Origin of the sequence: Chryseobacterium foetidum (genome assembly GCF_025457425.1) — a bacterium.
In the GTDB taxonomy this organism is placed as follows: Bacteria; Bacteroidota; Bacteroidia; order Flavobacteriales; family Weeksellaceae; genus Chryseobacterium; species Chryseobacterium foetidum.
This window is the reverse complement of record NZ_JAMXIA010000001.1, coordinates 113,879-134,834: the sequence shown is the minus strand read 5'-3', so window position 1 is coordinate 134,834 and position 20,956 is coordinate 113,879. Positions and strand designations below refer to the sequence as shown.

The window sequence follows — 20,956 nt, the reverse complement described above, 5'->3', positions numbered from 1 at the left end:
ATTAATGATGAATGATGAGTGATGAGTGATGAGTGATAATTGATGATTGATAATTGATGATTGATTTATTTTTTTCATTTGAAAACTTTAGGCTTATGTATGTCCAATTTCAAAAAAATTTTAAGCAGTGTCAGGCTGAGCCTGTCGAAGCCTTTTTGACTTACATTTGATAATTGATGTTTGATTTAATTTTTTTTTTTGAAAGACTTTAGGCTTATTTATGTCTAATTTGAAAAAAAGTTTTAAGCAGTGTCAGGCTGAGCATGTCGAAGCCTTTTTCGTTTTACAATTGATAATTGATAATAGATTAAAAGTGGTTTTTGCAAAATTTTTAATGCATTCAAATCACTCATCAATAATCAATTATCATTCATATTTAATGTTCCGATCCTGTCACTTTGAGGTCATTCAGATCCAGTTGCAGTTCAGCTTTTCTGATTTCGGAATCTTCAAATTCTTTGTGCTTTCTCATTTTAAATAATTCCTTGCGCTGAAGTGCATGAATTTCCAAAAGCATGTGGTGATACTCCTCTACCTCTTCCTTTTTGGTGTCCCGACATTCTACGGAATCAAAACTTTTCTGGTTGTTTACAATTTCATTTTGAAGACTGTTTTTATAAAATTCAATCAGCTCGTTATCAGAAATTTCCTGCGGATATTTTTCACTGATGTAATTCAGACCCAACTCATCCAGACGAATCTGAATTCTTTTTCGCTGCTGATCTTCAGGAATTGTGCTGTCGATTTCACCAATATTAATCCATTTAATAATCAATGGAAGCGTAAGTCCCTGAAAAACCAGAGTGATAAAGATAACCACAAACGTGATGAAAATAATCATATTCCGCTCCGGAAACAAAGTTCCGTTTTCATCCAGATAGATCGGAATTGATAACGCAGTTGCCAGAGAAACCACGCCCCGCATTCCTGCGTAACTCGTTATCAGTGAACCTTTCCAGCCCGGACTTGGCTCGTTTTCTCTGATACTTCTAAACAAAAACCGTGGGATATGAGCAATGGGATACACCCACAAAAATCTTAAAACAATGACAATCAAGCTGATGAGAATTCCATATTTTAATCCCTGAAAAACCAAGTGTTTACCCAAACCCTGAACGATCTCCGGAAGTTCAAGTCCTATTAAAATGAAAACCAAAGCATTCATTACAAAAATCATGGTTGTCCACACGCCGAGCATATTCAATCTCGTGCTTCCCGTTTTGAAAATTTCGTGCGAACGCCATGAAATAAACAATCCTCCAGTTACCACAGCCATTACTCCCGAGAAGTGAAACTGTTCTGCGGCAAGAAACAAAATATAAGGCGTCATCACCGTCAAAGCCGCGTCAATAGCCGGACTTGTGGGTAAAAACCGATGAATGGCATACATAATATTTCCGCCAATAATTCCGACTACAACGCCCATTCCTGCAACAAGAAAAAACTGTCCGGTAGCTTCCTGCATGGAAAAAGTTCCCGTGAGAACTGCCGCCAAAGCAAATCTAAAAACAATCAATGATGCAGCATCATTTACCAGACTTTCACCTTCCAAAATCGTCAGTAATCTTTTCGGAATTTTAAGACCTTTCATCACAGTTGCAGCTGCTACAGCATCCGGCGGAGATACAATTCCACCTAACAAAAATCCAAGTGCCAGTGTAAATCCCGGAATCATCGATGTAGAAATATAGGCCACGATAAGCGATGTAAAAAACACCAAGCCAAACGCTAAAAGGCTGATAGGTCTTTTCCATTTCCAAAAGTCTTTCCACGATGTGTACCACGCAGCTTCGTACAAAAGTGGTGGCAGAAAAAGAAGAAAAATAATATCGGGATCAAGTTTCAAGACAGGAATTCCCGGAATAAAACTTATTCCCAAACCTGCAATAACTAAAAATATCGGATAAGCAATTTTTATCTTTTTAGCCAGTAAAACGAGCATCATTACGGCAAAAAGAAGGAAGAGAATGAGGAGTAAATTGTGATGCATGGTCGTTAAAATTTTAATTCATTTTGTGTAAAAATCAACCCTCCCAAAATGTCTCGTACTGAAAGGGTTTTGTCTTTAATCAAGCGGCAAAAATAAACAAAAGATTAGAATTTTGCTCTCACTCTCTTCCCCGAAGTTTATAAATTTTGTCGACAGCCAGAAATGAACAAACTACGCCCACAAAAAGTATAAATGACCGAACCCAATTTATGGAACTCCATTCACAGGAAATTTTTTTTAAGCCTTTCGGAATCCAAAATGGGTTTGGAAAGATACATCAGATCATTTCGGGGATGAAAATAAGTAAAGGCTAAGATGTCTCCTGCAACAGAACAGAGTAAATCAATTCCGAGAAAAACCCTTACTGATTTTGCAGTCTTCCAAAATAAAATAAGAGATAATACTGCGAAAATCTGTACTGCCGGCGAAAATATTTTGAAGAAATCTCTGGGATTTACAGTTTTGAAATATGCTCTTGCTGCAACAACGGAATTCGGAATATCACTTTTAACAGCTTCCGAAATGACCATCGAGTTAAAAACGTTGGTAAACAAAACTCCGCTCGCCAAAGCTACAGATGTGAATAAAATTAGTTTTTTCATTTTCCTGGTTTTTAGTTTTTTAAATTTTAATAAAAATTTTATAATAAAAACTAAGTTTCAGAAAATCAGTAATTAACATCGAATTGCCCGCAGCCCGACTTGAACGGAGCTCTTTTTGTGAGGAGGTACGACGAGCAAAAAAGCGGGAGTGGAAGGCGGATTAAGCTGCCCAAATAATTAAAAAATAAATTGCCACGAATTCACGAATAAATCTGTAAATAATTCGTGCATTCGTGGCAAATATCATTTGGTAAAAAATTATCTCGTGGTATAACCGCCGTTTGCAAAGATGGTTTGCCCTGTAATCCACCATCCGTCGGTTACCAAAAACTCTACTAAAGGAGCGATGTCTTTAATGTCCGTCAATCCGCCCAAAGCTGATGCTGATTTGTGATAAGCAACTGCTTCTGGAGCTTCCTGTCCGTAGAAAAATGGCGTATCCATCGGTCCCGGAGCAACTGCGGAAACTGAGATTCCTTTTTCTCCGAATTCTTTTGAAGCCATTCTCGTGAAATGCTCAACTGGCGCTTTTGCACCTGCATAAGTGGAATATAAACCGGTGTAAGCCGCTAATAATGAGGTTACAATGGTGTTTATTTTTCCATTCTCGTTCAAATGTTTTCCGGCTTCCTGAATAAAGAAGTAAGCGACTTTTGAATTGATGTCGAACATCGTGTCGTAATCTGCCTCTGTAGTTTCCAGGAAAGGTTTTTTCAAGACCATTCCAACTGTGTTGATGGCGATATCGATGCCTCCGAATTTTTGTTTTGTGGCTTCAAAAAGTTTTGAAATATTTTCAACTTTAGTTAGATCTGCCTGAAAAATAAAGGCTTCTCCACCTGCGTTTGTGATTTCCGCTAAAGTTTTTTCGGCATCTGCTTTTGTACTGTCGCTGTTGTAATGAATGGCTACTTTTGCACCTTTCTGGGCAAAATTACGGCTTAGAAGTCCACCTAAATTTTTTGCTCCACCTGCAATTAATACTGTTTTTCCGTTTAAATCGTTTCTTGACATAATCTGTAAATTTTATAGGTACAAATTTCGCAAGACTGATTATTTAAAACATGGTGAACTTTTCGGGAAAATCAGGTATTTTGTTTTCTGAAACTTCCGGGTGTTTCGCCTGTCCATTTTTTAAAGAATTTTGAAAAATTCGAGGGATCATAGGTCAGTTTACGGGCTGCTTCGGCAATAGAAATTTCATTATTCAAAAGCATTTCTTTAGCTTTTTCAATGATTTTAAGATCATAAAAATGACAGGGATGATGACCAAATTCTTTTTGGATGGTATCACTTAAATGCTGGTGCGAAATCGCAAGCCGGGAAGCAATCTCTTTAAGTTCTAAAAAATCCTGTACCTCGCCACGCGTCACTTTTCCAATATGATCATCAAGAAAACTGAAATATTTTTCTGCAATTTCTTTTGCTCTGATCTTTTTTTCCATCAATGTAGTTTTGACTGCAAAAATATTAATAAATTGCTCAGGGATTTAATTTAACCTTTCAAATTAAAAATTATCCAAAAAAAAATCTGTGTACCTATGAAGTTATTTATTCTTTTTACAACTTTCAGTTCAGCGTTATTCTTCAGCCAAAGCCTTAAAAGACCTTTGATCATCAAAAATGATTCAACTGCAGTTGAGAAATTTTCATTTAAAAAACCTCTTGACTCTGTCTCGCTGAAAAGGGATTTAATTTTGGTTAAAAAACCTTCAGACTCTTTATATTTGAGTCTCGTAAAGAAAACAACTGATACTGAAATGATCGAAATTCTCACTGCAGGTAAGCAGAAAGACCTGATTGTAACATTTGATGATCCGAAAGCGGTTCCGAAGAAATAGTTTGAGATTCTTCAAACTATATGCAGATGAAAAAACTGTATGATACAATAAAATTTTAATATTTTTTTCATCACTTCAAATCCTGAAAATTGTAATTCATTTTTTATTTTTGCAGTCTACTTTTAAAAACATGACCAAAGAAGAATTACTGCATCGGGCCATTAAAATTGCAGACAAAGCTCACCGTGGCCAAAAAGATAAATACCACGCTCCTTACATTGCGCATGTTATGCGTGTAATGGAGTACGGAAAGACGATGGATGAAAAAATTGTGGGCGTGCTGCACGACGTGGTGGAAGATCATCCTGAAGAATTCAGTTTTGAATATTTAAGAGAGGAAGGATTTCCTGAATACATACTTTTTGCAATAAACTGCCTCACCAAATACGATCCGGAAGAAAATTATGACGATTTTGTAAAACGTACCGAGCGTTCTCCCCTTGCTGTTGCTGTAAAACTGAACGATCTGCGTGATAATATGGATTTGAGAAGGGTCAACAGAGAATTGACGCAAAAAGATATTCACCGTTTCAATAAATACCTGAAGGCTTACAGGTACCTTTCCGAGAAATATTAAACTTAAAGAAATAATATATAAACAAAGGCTCACTTCAAAAGAAATGAGCCTTAACTTTTATCTAACTTAAAAAATTATTTAGCAGCTTTTACATCTACAGAAATTTCGATGTCTTTGCTGATCATCCATTCCGCAGGATCTGTTTCGTCTGTACCGAATTTGATTCCCCAGTCTGCTCTGTTTACCGTAAATTTAGCCTGAACAGCCGCTGTACCTTCAGCTACATCTACTTTAGCAGGGAAAGATACGTTTACCGTTTTACCCAATAAAGTTAGGTTTCCGCTTACAGTTTTGTTAGCTCCCGCTACAGCATCAGCCGGTGCAGTTGCAAGATCTGCAACGCCTGTGATTTTGAAATCCGCAGTCGGGAATTTTGTAACGTCGAAGAAATCAGGGTTTTTCAAGTGACCTTCAAGATCAGCAGGTTTTTTGTCTTTTTCAGTTACTGAGGCCGGATCAACTTTCAAAGAAGCCATATCGATTACAAAGTTACCTGCAGTAAGCTGTCCGCCATCTACATTTAACTCACCAGACTGAATAGAAAGTGTTCCCCATCTTGGAGCAAAACCTCCCTTGTGGAAAGCCTTCCAGTTAACTTTTGATGCAGCAACGTCAGCTTTCAAAGCTTCACCTTTCCCTTCTGCAACATTTTGCTCAGTTCCCGTTTTTGCAGTGTCTGCAGTTTTGTCTTTGTTACAAGATGCTGAGATCAAACCTACAGCTACCAATGCGATTACGCTTAGTTTTTTCATATTAATTTAATTATTTAAATGTTTTAGAAGTGATAAATATAATACTTATTGTTTTATTTACCAATCTTTGAGTTATTAATGAGGCAAAGATATAGAGTTGATCAACAGAAAATCATTAACATACATCAAGAAAATTTCAGGATGTTATTGTTTTTTTGAATTTTCATTGTCAATATAAAGAGAATAATCTGCTTTCTTCATTTGAAAATTTCAGTATTTTAGCCCAATCAAAATTCTTTCATGAACACTTTAAATTTCATTCAGAAACAACTCAATATATCAGATAAAAGCATTGATGCTACTTTAAAATTATTATCCGAAGACTGCACTATTCCGTTTATTTCGCGATATAGAAAAGATGCGACAGGAAATTTAGATGAAATTCAGATTGAGCAGATTTCAAAATTGAGTAAACAGTTTGATGACATTGTAAAACGTAAAGAAAGTATTCTAAAATCAATTGAAGAGCAGAATTCTTTATCAACCGAATTAAAACAGAGAATTGACGAAAGTTTTGGTCTTCAGGAACTGGAAGATCTGTATTTGCCTTTCAAAAAACGCAGAAAAACCAAAGCTGATGCGGCTAAAGAAAAAGGTCTTGAACCTTTGGCGAAAATTATCATGAGCCAGAAAGCTCAGGATATTCAGTTTTTGGCTTCAAAATATTTAAATGAAAGTGTTTCGTCTGAAGAAGAAGCTTTGCAGGGCGCAAGAGACATCATTGCTGAATGGATCAACGAAAATATGTATGTCCGTAAAAATCTCCGTCGACTTTTTCAAAGAAAAGCTTTGATTTCTTCAAAAGTCGTAAAGGCTAAAAAAGAGGAAGAAGGTGCCCAGAAATTTTCACAATATTTTGAGTGGGAAGAAAGTTTAAACAGAACACCATCTCACAGACTTTTGGCAATGCTGAGAGCTGAATCTGAAGGTTTTGTAAAAATAAATATCGAAATCGATAAAGACGAAGCTTTGGATTTTATTGAAAATGCCATTATTAAATCTAAAAATGAAAGCTCTGAGCAGATTGCTTTAGCCATAAAAGATTCCTACAAAAGACTTCTTGAACCTGCTATTTCAAACGAAACTTTACAGGAAGCCAAAGAAAAAGCAGATAAAAAAGCAATTGAAATATTTTCTGAAAACCTCAGTCAGCTTTTGCTTGCTCCGCCTTTGGGTGAAAAACGGATTTTAGCGATCGATCCGGGATACAAAAGTGGCTGCAAAGTGGTTTGTTTAGACGAAAAAGGAGATTTACTTCACAACGAAACCATTTATCCTCACGCTCCACAAAATGAAAGCGGAATGGCAATGAAGAAAATCCGTTCGATGGTGAATGCTTATAATATTCAGGCAATTTCTATCGGAAACGGAACGGCGAGCCGTGAGACAGAATTTTTCATAAAAAAAATAGGTTTTGATAAACCTTTGCAGGTTTTTGTGGTTTCGGAAGCCGGTGCATCGGTCTATTCTGCCAGTAAAATTGCAAGAGATGAATTTCCGAGCTTTGATGTGACCGTTCGTGGTGCCGTCTCTATCGGTCGCCGACTTTCTGATCCTTTGGCGGAACTGGTAAAAATTGACGCAAAATCTATTGGTGTGGGCCAATACCAACATGATGTGGATCAGACTCAGCTGAAAAACGAACTCGATTCTACGGTAATGAGATGCGTAAATTCTGTTGGAATTAATTTGAATACGGCAAGCAAATCTTTACTGAGCTACGTCTCTGGAATTGGCGAAAAGATGGCTGAAAATATTGTGAACTATCGGGCTGAAAACGGAGCTTTCGAAAACAGAAAACAACTGAAGAAAGTCCCAAGACTTGGCGAAAAAGCTTTCCAGCAGGCTGCGGCTTTTATCAGAATTACCAATGGAGAAAATCCTTTAGATAATTCTGCCGTACATCCTGAAGCGTACGGGATTATCGAAAAAATGGCAAAAGACTTAGGTTTAAAAACAAATGAACTTATCGCAAACAAAGAAAAAATAAGTCTGATTCAACCTGAGAAATACATTACAGAAGATATTGGAATTTTAGGAATCAGAGACATTTTGAAGGAACTTGAAAAACCAGGTTTGGATCCAAGAAAAGCGGCGAAGGTTTTTGAATTTGATCCTAATGTCAAAAAAATTACAGACCTGAAAACGGGAATGATTCTGCCTGGAATAGTAAATAATATCACAGCTTTCGGGTGTTTTGTAGATTTAGGAATTAAAGAAAGCGGGCTCGTTCATATTTCACAATTGAAAGACGGTTTTGTTTCTGATGTAAATGAGGTGGTAAAACTTCATCAGCACGTTCAGGTGAAGGTGACGGAAGTTGATGAACAGAGAAAAAGAATTCAGCTGAGCATGATTTTGTAGAGAAGCTAATGAAAGTTTCAGAATTAAAAGAAAAGAAAGTAATTCACAGGCCAACTCAGAATTTTGATGTTGACGGAAAACGTGTTTATAATGTTTTTGAATACGATCTGCCTTTTAAAACTGATTATGAAGACAACGAACGGGAAAGAATTCTGGCAAAAATAATTGACGCTGTGCCTGTTTTGCTTATCGCACTTTTGTTGCTTGATCAGTCTCCTTTTTTAGCAGTCATACTGTCACTTCCGGCAGTGATTATTGTCGGAAGCATTTCTGAAAGTTTTTTTGGAACCACATTAGGAAAAAAAATATTCAAAATAAAGGTGATAGATGACAATGGAAATAATCCTCATATTTTAAGATCAATCGGTAGAAATATTCTGTGTCTGGCAGTTTTTTCAATGCTGTTGTCAGATTTCATTCCTCCATTAAATGAAATTTTGGGTATCAAACATAAAGAAGCCAACTTTACAATGCATATGAATAATATCCTGTGCAAGACACATATAGTAAAAGAAAGCAAACTAAGAGAAATCAAAATGTTACTTAACCAAAGTAACAAACAAATAATTTGAAAGAATTATCTTTATTAAAATCAGATAATTATTAAATTTTTAATAACAAATCTTTTATGCTAAAAATAGCTTTTCAATAAAATTTAATTTTTATTAATATATCGAAAAAAAAATCTGTTTTATAGTATATTTTATTTTTATTCATTTACCTTTATCCGTAAAATTTGAGATTCTACCGACACTGATCACAACTTTTTACAATAAATATCATTGAATGATAAGGCATAAGCCAAAGGTGTTTTGCTCAGGAACTATAGATTGTACCCTGCATAAACATTTATAAAAAAGCTTTTATATATTAAGAATTAGAAATCTACATTTAGAATGACCGGCAAAATTATTGGGGTGGGCAACTACATCCCTTCAGAAACCATAACCAATTTATTTTTTGATAAGCATGTTTTTTTGAATGAACATGGCATCACTTTAAAAGAAGACAACGCTCTGATTACCAGCAAACTGAAAAAAATTACCGGTATTGAAGAGAGAAGATACGCCACAAGCGATCAGGTAACCTCAGATCTTGGTCTTATTGCTGCCCAAAGAGCAATCGAAAACTCCGGTATCGATCCTGAAACCTTGGATTACATCATATTCGCACACAATTTTGGCGACGTGCGTCACAACACAGTTCAGTCGGATACGGTTCCGAGTCTTGCTTCAAGGGTTAAACATCTGCTGCAGATTAAAAATAATTTCTGTGTTGCCTACGACGTACTCTTCGGCTGTCCGGGCTGGATTGAAGGGGTGATTCAGGCAAATGCTTTTGTAAGATCGGGTATTGCAAAAAGATGTCTTGTGATCGGTGCTGAGACACTTTCGCGAGTGGTTGATATTCACGACAGAGACAGTATGATTTACGCTGACGGAGCCGGTGCTGTGATTATTGAAGCCAATGAAAATGACGATGCAGGTATCAAATCTCACCTTTCGGCTTCCTATACTTTAAACGAAAAAGATTTTCTTTATTTTGGAAAATCGTACAACAATGACAGCTGTCAGGATACGAAATACATCAAAATGGATGGCAGAAAAATCTACGAATTTGCCCTTCTGAACGTTCCTGTTGCCATGAAAAAATGTCTGGACGACAGCGGTTTTACAATTGATCAGCTCAACAAAATAATTATTCATCAGGCCAATGAAAAGATGGATGAAGCCATCGTCAACCGTTTTTACGAGCTGTATGGCGTTCCTACTCCACCCGATATTATGCCGATGGTCATCAGCAAGCTTGGAAACAGCAGTGTTGCCACAATTCCGTCACTCCTCACCATGATTATGCAGGATGAACTGGAATCTCACAAAATTGAAAAAGGCGATATCGTTCTTTTTGCTTCTGTGGGCGCTGGAATGAACATCAATGCGATTGTTTATCAGTTTTAAGACTGATTTAATTTTAAAAATACAACTTTAGAAACTGAAAAGTAGCCTGGAAATCAGGCTGCTTTTCCATTTTTATCTCAAATTATTTCTGATTCACAAACTCCTGCTCTTCTTCGGAAAGCAAAATGTTGCTTTCACCGCCAGATTTTACTTCTACATTTTCCCAGATATTTTTACGGAAATCAACCTTTGGGTCAAGTCCTTTTTTGTCGGATTCAGAAAAATGACTAAAAATCATTTCCCGAACAAGCTTTTTGGTATGCGACTTACTTTGTGAATACATTTTGTAATTATCAGCTTCAAAACTGGCAAACGATGGGAGATATTTGCCGTCTTTGCTGTAAAAGCCATAGGTAAGCGTAGCATCACCGTATTTCTGCATGAAGATTACTCTGTCTTGTGAGACTTTCTGCTGTAAGGGAATCTTCTCCATCAAATATTTTGACTGATAATACATGATGCCTTTGTGCAAAGGATGATACCTAAAATTTCCTTCGATTACTGATTTACCATCGCAAAACCATCGTCATTGGTGTACAAAACTTTATTTGGCAGGATAATTCTGGCACCCGAAATGGCTTTCCCGTTTTCAGCATCAACTATTTTTATTTTTTGACTGAATAGAATTGAGGACAGGCAGAAAAATGTGAGACAGAATAATTTCATGGAGTTAATTTAGGCAAAAAATTCAAAGCAAAAATAACGGTACAACCAATTGAGTTCTGAAGATTTTCAGTTTCTGAATATTAAAGTTTGTTCACAAATTCCTGTTCCTCTTTGGAAAGTAGAATGGTAGATTCTTTATCTTCTTTTACTGAAATATTCTCCCAAACGTTTTTGCTGAAGTCAGCTTTATTTTCCAAACCTTTTTTATTAGACTCTGCGAAAGTGTTGTAAATAATTTCATTTACAAATCTTCGTTCATCTTTTTTATCCTCGTATGAAATAAAAAATTTGCTTCCCTCATTACGCTTCATTGCCGGAAGATATGTTCCGTTCTTTTTGTAAAAATCATATGTTGTTACCACATCGCCTAATTGATACTGAAATTCTTTACCCTCAGTATTCGTTCGGTTGTAAGGCGGAAAACCGGTTTGCTGATAATTCATGCTGTAATAGGTGATTGCTTTATCTGCCTTGTTATATTTAAATTCTCCGTCGATAATAATTCCATTTGCCGATTTCACTTTCACTTTAATCAACTGCTCATCGCCTTCTTCTGCTATTATCTTACCAGAACTTTTAGAATTTGTCAAGTCCATATTCCCCAGTAATCTGTGGATTTCGTAAGAAAAAAAGTAATTTCCCATATCAGAGTGTCTGAATTCTTCAGTGGTAATATTAAAAACGACATCAGATTGTACTTCCTTCCTATATTTTACATTGTTAAGCTGAAATTGAAGAATCTCATCATACCTTTGCTTTATACCATCTTTGAAATTGTAAGAATTACTTTTACTCCAAAGTTTAGCTTCGGCAATAATCATAAAGAAAAGCTGATCATTATTAAAGCCTTTCGCTTTGTAAGTAATATCATAAACTGACGGCTTGTCGTAATACCTTTTGTGATAATTCTTTCTTAAATCATTGAAAAGAGCCTTTAAATCGACGCTAATAATCTTTACTTCATCCAGCACTTTTATAGTTGGTTTTAACCTGATTACACTTTTAAACATTTTTACAGTTTCTTTGTTGAAACCCGCCGCAGTCACTTCAAAATTGGCAGAAGTACCTTCAACAGGCGCAAAACCGTCATCGTTGGTGTACAGAATCTGGTTTTTTAAAATAATTCTGGCATTGGAAATAGGTTTTCCGGTTTCGGCATCAGTAATCTGAAGTTTCTGAGCCTGAAAAAATACCGAAAGGAAAATAAAAAAAGAAAAATATTTCATAGTAAAACTTTTGTAACTGTTTATATCATTAGACAAATATAAAATCAAAAAGGTTACAACTCAACATGAAATGATTTATTTTTTAATTATTTTGTTTTATTCAGCACTCATTTAATTCTTCAAAACGATAATTACTCATTGTACTTTGATAATATTAAATTTAAAAAGAAAAAAGCCGGATCACCGCCCGACTTTATTCTCATGATTTTCACTTCCCTATGATTACTGTGAATTCATCACTTTCTGAATATTCGATTTTAAAACTTCCTGATCAGGATTAAAACTTTCAAAAACATCAGCTCCTGATTTAGAAAGATAGGAATCTAAATTTTCAAGACAGCCTTTCACCATATTCGGACTCACCTGAAACTGAATTGCCAGATCTGCAACTGTATTCTGCCCCGATTTTTCAGACGAAAGCTGATCGATTATCGTTTGGCTGAGCCAGTCTTTTGGTTCTTCAATGGGTTTAGAAAAACTCATTTCAAGACCTATTTCACTTCCGGTTAATCTTTGATTTTTCTTTTTATCAAGAGGTTTGTATGAGCTCCAGACCATATCTCCATGCAAGCTTGTGATGATCTCGTTGAGTTCGATGATCTGTACTTTATCGGGATTTCTTGCCGCCTGATCCAAAAATGTTTTAAAACCAACTTTCAGCATACAGGGTTCATCCAAAATTAAATTGGGAATTGCCAGTTCAAAACGAACTGCCGCCAACAGCTCAATCGCCTTAATATCGGGACATTCGGAAGCATTTGCAATTCTAAGTTTCAGATCTTCAAGGATTTTTTTAATTAAATGATTATGTTCAATCTCCGAACTCAAAAGATAAACGTAACAAACCACTATTGCCAGCATCGGATTTTGCCAGTCGCCAGATGCTGTGCTTTCCAAAAGCGGTTGTGGAACGTGGTGAATGGCATTCTGCATATTTCTGAGCAGCTTGTCGGTTTCCATATTGTCTTTTTCAAAAATCTCAAAAGGCGAATTGGGTTTTCTGAATAAAATTCTCGCTGTAGGAAAAATCGGAGTCCGTTTAAACGTTAAAAAGAACTGCGTTTGCCAGTTTTCAAATACAAAAAGAGGAATTTCCCTTTTCACAGGGCCATTATAAACCAAATAATAAATCCCCGACTTGAGCGGTGCATGAAAAGCCATCCAGCCAAAATCTTTATCTTCTTTAATATGATTTTCATTTAATCTGAAAAGTAAGTTTCTCTCTTTGTCTAAAAGTGAAAACCTCCATCCCATCGAGTCTGCCACATTTCTTTGCTTATCCCGAATTTCTCTGTCCGGATATCTGAAAAACACAAAAACCGACGAGCCATCATCATATTTTTTTTCATCCAAAGTAAAATGATCGCTCCAGTATTTTGAGGTTTCAGTGTAATATTCATGGGAACTTTCAAGGAAATATCCTGAAATGGATGAGTAAGAACCTGTGTTCATAAAATTTCCGCTAAAGTCTTTGTCTAAGCGGATGGTCTGCGTTTCCAGCTTTTCGTTGGAATAAATATTCAGCTGGTACAAACCTCTTGCAAGTTGCTCAGAAATACTTTTATAATTTCCGGCAACTAATTTTCCATCGCCATCGAAGAGCTCGAGAAAAACAAATTCACTCAGCGGACCTTCTGCTTTGAAGTCAAATTGATAAACTGCTGTTTCTTTAGAATTCATAATGCACTTCGTTTTGAGTTCCGTCTATTCTTATCGATCTGGCAAGGTCAGCTTCGCCCTTGTTGTAAATGGCATACGAACTTTTCTTCACAGAAACTGTCCACTTACCGTTTTCTGTATTGTCTTCCCTGATGATATTTAAATCTGAATCCTCCAGAATCACCGTTCTTTTATCTCCTTTAAAAGAGATGATCAGTGAAATTTCTTTTGGTTTAAAACCATCAATAATCGTAACATCATCTCCTCCACTCTCTGAATGAAACCTTGGAATCTGAATTTTCTGCACCGATTTTGCAAGTTCCGGTAAATGAAGTTTCAGATAATTGGTGAGTGATGTTGTGGTCACCTTCCCGTTTTCTGCGGCGGCACCTTTCAATCCGTTCATCAGAGAAGTCGTGAACAACCCCTGAGTTCTGTTGTTATCCAACAAACTTCCGTTTCCGGGCTGAATGACTGCTTCGAAAGCTTTATTGTCAAATTCAGTTGCTGAAAAAACGTAGGAGACACATTCAGCGGTTCCTGCAGCAGGTTTAATATTGGCGAAAAGGGGTTGAGCGCCGTTCACGCCTACCATTCTGTTTCTGCAACAATCTAAAAAGAAAAATACTTCTTTAAAATATCCACATTGAATCAATGTTTTTAAATATCCTGAGGAAGAAAGTGCATAGTTTCGGAGAATGTCTGTCCATGGTGGTAAAACCAGTGCCGTCTCGTTCCAGTCGATTCCCAGACCGTGACCGGAGAAATAGAAGTAGAGCCTTCTGCCCTCTTTACCACCCGACCTGAAACCTTCAAGAATATGGGCAAAGGCAGTATCAATTCCATCCTGAACCGGCGTTAAAGGATCTTCTTTGGATAAAATTAAATGGCAGTTTTCTGTGGGAAGACTGCCTTCAGTTTCACCGGTCAGCCAATCGTAAAATTTCTGCGCATCATCACCGGGACCCTGAAGTTTTGTAAGCCCTTTGTAATGACTTACCCCGATTACAACCGCAAAATCGTTATTGTTTTTAGGCATAAATTACTGATTGATAATATAAACCATGCTGTCTAAAGTTGTCTCTTCATCATCATCAAAGCCACTGTGAGAAAGTGAACCTGTTTTGAAACCATTTAAAGCTGTATCGTCAGATTTTGAGTAAACAATCTTTCCTTCGTCAGCTAAAAATGTTTTAATTCTCGTAAACATGTCGCCGACGTAAGGTTTATTTCCAATAATATGTCTTTGCAAACCTAAAATTTGCGCATCTCTTTCCTCTTCCAGAATTCCGGAAATAAGATACAGCAAAGATCTCGGATAAAAATGTTTTACCAAATGGTCCTGTTTTTCGAGCTCATCTTTCATTGTGAAAATCCTGAATGAAGAAAATCTCTGAGGCGAAGTCAGAATAGCTTCATCAAACAGATCACATCTGCAGGCCGGAGCAAAAAACATAATGTTTCTGAATTTCAAATCACTCTTTTCAGATTTTAACTTTTTAAATAATTCACAGATAACAATTGAACCTGCAGAATGCCCGACAAGGTCTATCGTCAAAGGCTTTCCGATTTCTTTCTGATAGTCTTCCAACTTTTTGATAACATAAGAACCTACGTGCCAGTTTTGATAATCTCCGGTAAAATCGGATGGCTTCCACATGGCTGCAGCTTTTTTCTTCATGCTTCCCCAAAGCCAGTTTCCGATATTGGATACGTAGATTTCACGCAGAATCTCTTCGATAACGGTTGGATAAAAATCGTGATCTGTTTTCTGGATGTGTCTTTTGATGACATTGTAGGTGATTTTTACAGACGCTGTAATCAATTTTGCGGAACTGATAATTCCTTTTCCTTCGGCAACTTCAGCTCCAACGTATTCGGGATTGATAAGTTTAGATTCTTCGTCAGATTTCTCCTCTGCCGCAACTCTTTTGAATTCTTCATCGCTTTCGATTTCCTCTTCCAGTTCAGCTTCTATCTCAGGCAGAATTCTGGCTTTCAGTTCAGCATCAGTGTTGACGGTTTCGGCATCAACGACAGAGGCAGATTTTGAGGAATCATTAACCTGATAATTTCCAAAAGGTTCTTCTTTATTGAGTTCAGAATTAATCTCAGATTCCTTCATGGTTTCCACACCTTTCGAGTTTCCGATATTGTCTACGGCTTCGATGCCGAGTTTTTTTCCGGCGACTTTAATGACTTTCACCATCAGTTTTTTGAAGAACTCAGACTTTCCGGCGATGTCAAGATTGTGAGCAACGGTTTTCGAAAGACCAGTTTCCCAAATAAAACAAACAGGATGCGCGTTGGTGTTTTTTTCTACATACTTTACGATGCGCTTCGCAGTATCCATTCCGTCTTTTGCGGGAACGAGTCCGCCATGAAAATACAGAACAATTTTTGTCTGATTTTTATCTTTAAGTTTTTTGAAAAGCTGGTCAATCTCCTCAGGAGTACTGTTGAACATTGGGTCATTTCCTTTCAGAAAAGTTCCCTCCTTGCCTACGTTTACGTAGTTGTTGCGGCTTAGCGCAGTGTCTTGAATTCCCATGATTTAGTTTGTTTTTATAGTATCTAAGATAAAAATTTTTAGGCTTAGATTTTAAATAAATTAAAAAATCACTGAAAATAATGAGATGAATTGTTCTTTTGTCTTGAAACAAAAGAACCAAAAGTTCAAGACTTGGAAACTAAGACTAAAAATTTTAAACAATTTCCTAAAATTTCTAAACTCGGGCGGATTGAAGAATTGTTTTTAAAACAATAAACATTGCCGCCACTCAAACATAAGAAATTTCTTAACGGAAATTCTTCAAAATTTCTTAACGTCTTATCTTCCTAGGTCATCGAAAAAATACACATTACATTTTCGAAAAAACGCACAAAAAAACCGGTTAAGAAAACCGGTTAAAAAATTCTGATTATTTTTTAGATTCTTCTACAGAAACTTTTCTGAAGTCTTTGAAAAGTTTGCTTAATTCTAAAGCTGCTTTACGAGCTCTTGTTCCAGCTGCCTTGTTACCTTTTTCAGCCTGTTGGTTTGCTTCTGTTGTGAACGCTTCAAATTCTGCGTTGATTTTTTCAATAAGTTCTTTCATGTCTAATAAATTTAGGTTGCAAATATATGGTTTCAGACGATATAAGCATAATACCATTACAAAAATTTAACACAAAAATGTACATTTTATGGGCTTTGAGGTTGGTTTTTGCTGTTTTTCAGATTTTAAAAGTCAAAAATTTTTAAAAAAAGAAGATGAAATTAAAAATCATAATTGGTTTTTCTCTTCACATCAGCAGAAAAATCCTGTCTCTTTTACGGAAACAATTATCATAATAAACATTCATTTAACTGCACATATTACTTTAATCTAAAACTTCCCGAAAAGTGAAATTATTGTTTTAAATCTAAATGAAACTTACTGTGCATTTGGTAATTTAATAAATAAAGGTTGTCTGTTTGATCTAAAAACCTTACACTTCGCAATGAACAGGCTTATAATACAATACTTCATTAAGTCAAGGTCTCCAGAAGGCCCATTTCTGCCCGTTGAAAACCACAAGACGATGCCCTGCAGAAGTTGCTCCCTGTAAGAAAGCCATCATACCGGGTGATGGATTTTTAATGTTGGAAAGGTTGGTTACGATAGGTAATACCATCGCTTTAGAAGGTGATTCCAAAACTAAGACTCCGTCTGCTGTAGAAGTTTCACTTCCGATGATAGCCTTTGCATTAGTTAAGTCTGCCAAAGGCATTGCCTGTGATGGTTTTACCACAGTTTCTACTGCCGCTGAATATCCAGATTGTACGCTGAGATCTTTCCACCCTGCGTTTTCGTTTTTAACTTTCACTTTGTATTCCGCATTAGAAGACACATCAAAAATGATGGTTCCGCCTTGGGAAGCTGCAGTCGCCGTAGGAATAGTTTCTACGTAAGGAAGAATAATGCCTTTGTCATTATATGTTCCGAATTCGAGTAAAACCGAGGTATTGGTAACATTGTCGGCTGAATTGGCAGCCCCTATTTTAATCTGCGAGTATGAAAACGCAGAAAATGTAAGCGCTAATATAATTACTGTTTTGTACATGATTTTTTTTATTTAAAACCTTCAGGGTCTTTGAATCCCGGAAAATTGAATTAAACTAATAATTGTTCAAATCCTATCGAATTTTTAATTTTTATTACTTAAAAATTTTATCTGTTTCAAACTACGGACATCCCTGAGTGCTGAAACATTTCCAACCCTCACTTGCCGCAGATCCTGTATAAATTTTTAAACATCCTGCTCCTGCATTTTCATCCGTATCGAATACCATCATTCCTACAACAGGAATGCTAATTGTTGTTTCAGGACTGCTGTTTCTGGTAATTACAAAACCTTTAGTTTTAGATTCCAATGCAGTATATGCGGAATTTCTGAGCATTGGCCAATTTCCGTCAGTTGCTCCCGCTCTTCCGAGAAGCGTGATACCATGTTTTACAGGATAGGTTGCACCGGTAACCAAGGCAGGATCTTCATAACAAACACAACCATTTACCAGAGCATTCTTAGAATCTCCACCAGACTGTCCTGCAGTATTTGAATAACCTTGTGGCAGTGGTGAAATCTGCGGAATCCCAGAGGTATTAACGCAAGCACCAGTTGCACAAAGATTCTGATTTACTGCAGTACTTCCCCCGCTCACAGTACCCCCTGCTGTCACCAATTGGGTATTTACAATATCTGCCGAACCTTCAACCGCATCAGAACAGCCGTCACCATCGGAATCTAAATCTAATCTATCCGGAATACCATCACCATCGGAATCACATTCCAAATACATCAGCACAGCATAAACAGGATCAGCATTTGGAGTTGTGGTAGAGAATCCAAAAGTTTTTGTTCCAAAATTCATATTCGCAAACCTCCAGTTAGCATTTTCAATAGTTGAAATATTATTATCTAAATTTGTCAGGGTTTTTTGACTGGGCGTATCAGTGATACTCCACTGCCCACTAACCGCTGTTTGATTCACCATTCCTGGAAACGCTATGGGTATTACTGTTCCAGTGTCATAAATGTGAATCGTTTTACTGTCAAGACCATAATATTGAACATCCTGAGCCATCAGAACAAATGCACTCATAGTTCCGCTCACCTTCCACACAGATGGCTGCTGGCCGAGTTTAGTCCACCAGGCATTGGCGGTGGGATGTACCGAGGCGTTTGAAATTGATACTATAACAGCTCCCGAATCTGCTGGATATCCAAATTTCGAGCTTAAATCTGCTGTTACATTTTGATTTTTTACATTTAAGGCTAATCCAAAATCAGATGGTACAATATCCTGCAGAGCTCCGGTGTTGAAAGCATTTGCCATATCATTAATGGTATTACTGCATTCTGTAGTGTCCAAAATACCATCATTATCATCATCAAGATCACATTCATCTGCCACACCATCACCATCACTGTCATTAAATATGATGCTGAATGCTTCACTTGCATTAGATTGGCAACCACCTGCGGTGGCAACAACGGTGTAGGTAGTCCCATATACCAGACCAGAAATGACTCCACCAGGACCTACTGTTGGCCCGGACGGTGTAAATGTATAAGTATTACCAGCGGCATAATTGCCAACGGTAGCAGTTCCTGCCGCTGAACACGTTGACGCTGTAGTATTTATAACAGGAGTAGCTGTAGATGCTGAAAAAGTAATCGTACTACTTTTGAAAACCACACCTCTTCTGTTAGACTGTCTTGGCAATCCGGTGGTTGCAAAAGCTGTATATCTCCATGTGTACGTTTGTCCAAACTCCATTTCTGTATCGGGAGTTGTAGAGACAGTGGTTGAATTTTCGATACCATTTTGTATTATAGGTTTGGCAAAAAGCCCAGAAACTATTTCAGCTCCCGACGGTGTGCCATTTGCCGATCCGCGTCCCTGAAGAATCAAGCTTTCAGAAGTTACCCGAACTCCGCTGGGCACAGGTATATTCCCAAAATTTAAAGTAAAGGTTCCTAATTGATCTATCCTTCCATTGCGAAGAGATTCTGTAAAGGTTCCATCAACTACCAAATTATTACCAGCCGGAGAGTTAGGAATTGGGCTGGATTCTATATTTGTAGCGGGCAAACCATTATATACGCTTCCGGGGTCAGCTATTTGCGCTGGGGTATTGTTATTATATGATGCCATTCCGAGGTTTAATCCGATACCTGATCCGGTAGTTTCGTTTACAAGAGAAAACCACTGATGATCAACACCTGTTCCTGCATCTCTGATCAAATCACTGTATGTAACAGGTATAATCAGTGGATCGGCTAAACCAGGAATTGCTGCACCTGCCGTTCTTGTGTAGTAAAGATTGATCGTACCGCCATTATTAGCGATCGTATTGTTGCTTTGTGTCTGACCCAGATTAAGACTGTATGTAGTTGAGGTTCCACAAGCATTTGCTGAATAAATATTTGTAGTCAGTGTAGCAGTATTATTGACACTGTTGCTGTCTCCGGGGAAAACCGCTGTAGCAGTATAATTCAGGTTTGAAACTGCCGTTCCTGCTGTTCCATTTACAGTGAGCACTACTACACTTCCGCTGGGCAGATTTGGAATAACCAAACCAGAACTCTGCAAATTACCAATACTTACGGTGGTTGGGCAGGTCGAGGATCCTCCATTTCCTGCGCCATTTCCGCATGTAATTGATGAAATTGTGAGATTCGGAACTGCTGGAGCAGATATCCTCACATTTGAAGCTGCAATTCTGCTGTTGTTGGTAACATAGATTCTGTATGTGATGGCACTGCTGGAAACAGCCGCTCTAGGTCCTGAAATGTTAACTGCAATATCCTGTGCTTTTACGTAAAACATTGAAAGCAACATAAAGAATATGCTGAAGAATATATTTTTTTTCATTTTTAGTTGTATAAAAAATTAATAATTAGTTACTCTTTAAAAAAATTATAAAGAGAAAGTAGATTGATAAATTTTACACAAAAAATGGCGGAGGCCTAACAGAAAAGACCTTAGAATAACAATAATTAAAAGACTTACTGTTGTATACGAAATGTTTCTGCGAATGTAAATAATCCAGAGACTGCAACCTCAAAAATTCATTTGGCGCTAACTCAAATTTATGATGATTATCCTGATGAGAACGCTCGTGTAAATAATGTTTATTTACATAATGAGTCTTGAAAAAGCCGCCAGAAGCATGAGCACTTTTAATCTTTATCCACAGTTTGGCTTTCTCTACCCTAAATGAAGCAATCTGTTGCTTAATCTTCTGCAAATCCTCTGATTTTTTGCGCGAACCAATTTTATATCTTCTGTTTT

The 20,956-nt window shown here is 37.0% G+C and carries 19 protein-coding genes; 5 read left to right on the top strand and 14 right to left on the bottom strand.

All coding sequences use genetic code 11. The features are described 5' to 3' along the window. Nucleotides 1-376: 376 nt before the first annotated feature. The 4 genes from NG809_RS00600 to NG809_RS00585 all read right to left on the bottom strand — a co-directional run bounded on the left by NG809_RS00600 (nucleotide 377) and on the right by NG809_RS00585 (nucleotide 4,037). The gene (locus NG809_RS00600) at nucleotides 377-1,990 is read right to left on the bottom strand and encodes a Na+/H+ antiporter (RefSeq protein WP_262147145.1); all 1,614 of its coding nucleotides are present in this window, start codon (nucleotides 1,988-1,990) and stop codon (nucleotides 377-379) included. A gap of 221 nt (nucleotides 1,991-2,211) precedes the next feature. After that, nucleotides 2,212-2,592, bottom strand: a complete 381-nt coding sequence (locus NG809_RS00595) for a hypothetical protein (RefSeq protein WP_262147144.1) — start codon at nucleotides 2,590-2,592, stop codon at nucleotides 2,212-2,214. 258 nt (nucleotides 2,593-2,850) lie between these two features. After that, the gene (locus NG809_RS00590; protein WP_262147143.1) at nucleotides 2,851-3,606 is read right to left on the bottom strand and encodes an SDR family oxidoreductase; all 756 of its coding nucleotides are present in this window, start codon (nucleotides 3,604-3,606) and stop codon (nucleotides 2,851-2,853) included. 71 nt (nucleotides 3,607-3,677) lie between these two features. Further along, nucleotides 3,678-4,037 carry a helix-turn-helix domain-containing protein gene (locus NG809_RS00585; RefSeq protein ID WP_262147142.1) on the bottom strand — a complete coding sequence of 120 codons (360 nt, stop codon included), beginning with the start codon at nucleotides 4,035-4,037 and terminating at the stop codon, nucleotides 3,678-3,680. A gap of 96 nt (nucleotides 4,038-4,133) precedes the next feature. On the opposite strand from NG809_RS00585, the gene NG809_RS00580 reads away from it, so the two are divergent. Together NG809_RS00580 and NG809_RS00575 are read left to right on the top strand one after the other, a co-directional pair. Then, nucleotides 4,134-4,433, top strand: a complete 300-nt coding sequence (locus tag NG809_RS00580; RefSeq protein WP_262147141.1) for a hypothetical protein — start codon at nucleotides 4,134-4,136, stop codon at nucleotides 4,431-4,433. A 130-nt stretch (nucleotides 4,434-4,563) separates the two neighbouring features. After that, nucleotides 4,564-5,010: a phosphohydrolase gene (locus NG809_RS00575; RefSeq protein ID WP_262147140.1), complete on the top strand. Its 447-nt coding sequence runs from the start codon at nucleotides 4,564-4,566 to the stop codon at nucleotides 5,008-5,010. A 74-nt stretch (nucleotides 5,011-5,084) separates the two neighbouring features. Here NG809_RS00575 and NG809_RS00570 read toward each other — a convergent pair whose 3' ends face one another. Beyond that, nucleotides 5,085-5,762, bottom strand: coding sequence for a YceI family protein (locus NG809_RS00570; RefSeq protein ID WP_262147139.1), 678 nt, complete (start codon nucleotides 5,760-5,762; stop codon nucleotides 5,085-5,087). Between the two features lie 240 nt (nucleotides 5,763-6,002). Here NG809_RS00570 and NG809_RS00565 point away from each other — a divergent pair, with 240 nt between their 5' ends. From NG809_RS00565 to NG809_RS00555, 3 genes are all read left to right on the top strand, one after another. Then, a complete protein-coding gene (locus NG809_RS00565) occupies nucleotides 6,003-8,126 on the top strand; it encodes a Tex family protein (RefSeq protein WP_262147138.1) in 2,124 nt (707 codons plus the stop codon). An 8-nt stretch (nucleotides 8,127-8,134) separates the two neighbouring features. Next, a complete protein-coding gene (locus NG809_RS00560) occupies nucleotides 8,135-8,698 on the top strand; it encodes an RDD family protein (protein ID WP_262147137.1) in 564 nt (187 codons plus the stop codon). Between the two features lie 324 nt (nucleotides 8,699-9,022). After that, nucleotides 9,023-10,084 (top strand): 3-oxoacyl-ACP synthase III family protein, encoded by a 1,062-nt coding sequence (locus NG809_RS00555; protein WP_262147136.1) that lies wholly within the window; start codon nucleotides 9,023-9,025, stop codon nucleotides 10,082-10,084. Between the two features lie 82 nt (nucleotides 10,085-10,166). Here NG809_RS00555 and NG809_RS00550 read toward each other — a convergent pair whose 3' ends face one another. The 9 genes from NG809_RS00550 to NG809_RS00510 all read right to left on the bottom strand — a co-directional run bounded on the left by NG809_RS00550 (nucleotide 10,167) and on the right by NG809_RS00510 (nucleotide 20,536). Continuing rightward, nucleotides 10,167-10,517 carry a hypothetical protein gene (locus NG809_RS00550; protein WP_262147135.1) on the bottom strand — a complete coding sequence of 117 codons (351 nt, stop codon included), beginning with the start codon at nucleotides 10,515-10,517 and terminating at the stop codon, nucleotides 10,167-10,169. Between the two features lie 65 nt (nucleotides 10,518-10,582). Further along, a complete protein-coding gene (locus NG809_RS00545) occupies nucleotides 10,583-10,750 on the bottom strand; it encodes a hypothetical protein (RefSeq protein WP_262147134.1) in 168 nt (55 codons plus the stop codon). An 80-nt stretch (nucleotides 10,751-10,830) separates the two neighbouring features. Then, nucleotides 10,831-11,976: a hypothetical protein gene (locus NG809_RS00540; RefSeq protein WP_262147133.1), complete on the bottom strand. Its 1,146-nt coding sequence runs from the start codon at nucleotides 11,974-11,976 to the stop codon at nucleotides 10,831-10,833. Nucleotides 11,977-12,198: 222 nt separating this feature from the next. Continuing rightward, entirely contained in the window at nucleotides 12,199-13,656 is a 1,458-nt protein-coding gene (locus NG809_RS00535) for a hypothetical protein (RefSeq protein ID WP_262147132.1), read from the bottom strand. Then, the gene (locus NG809_RS00530; protein WP_262147131.1) at nucleotides 13,646-14,674 is read right to left on the bottom strand and encodes a caspase family protein; all 1,029 of its coding nucleotides are present in this window, start codon (nucleotides 14,672-14,674) and stop codon (nucleotides 13,646-13,648) included. Before NG809_RS00530 ends, NG809_RS00535 begins: the two co-directional genes overlap by 11 nt. Nucleotides 14,675-14,677: 3 nt before the next feature. Next, on the bottom strand, nucleotides 14,678-16,186 hold the full coding sequence (locus NG809_RS00525) for a hypothetical protein (RefSeq protein WP_262147130.1): 1,509 nt from the start codon (nucleotides 16,184-16,186) through the stop codon (nucleotides 14,678-14,680). Nucleotides 16,187-16,556: 370 nt separating this feature from the next. Next, nucleotides 16,557-16,733: a histone H1 gene (locus NG809_RS00520; RefSeq protein WP_027381692.1), complete on the bottom strand. Its 177-nt coding sequence runs from the start codon at nucleotides 16,731-16,733 to the stop codon at nucleotides 16,557-16,559. Between the two features lie 418 nt (nucleotides 16,734-17,151). Then, nucleotides 17,152-17,721 carry a hypothetical protein gene (locus NG809_RS00515; RefSeq protein ID WP_262147126.1) on the bottom strand — a complete coding sequence of 190 codons (570 nt, stop codon included), beginning with the start codon at nucleotides 17,719-17,721 and terminating at the stop codon, nucleotides 17,152-17,154. 121 nt (nucleotides 17,722-17,842) lie between these two features. Further along, on the bottom strand, nucleotides 17,843-20,536 hold the full coding sequence (locus NG809_RS00510; protein WP_262147125.1) for a DUF11 domain-containing protein: 2,694 nt from the start codon (nucleotides 20,534-20,536) through the stop codon (nucleotides 17,843-17,845). Nucleotides 20,537-20,956 lie beyond the last annotated feature (420 nt).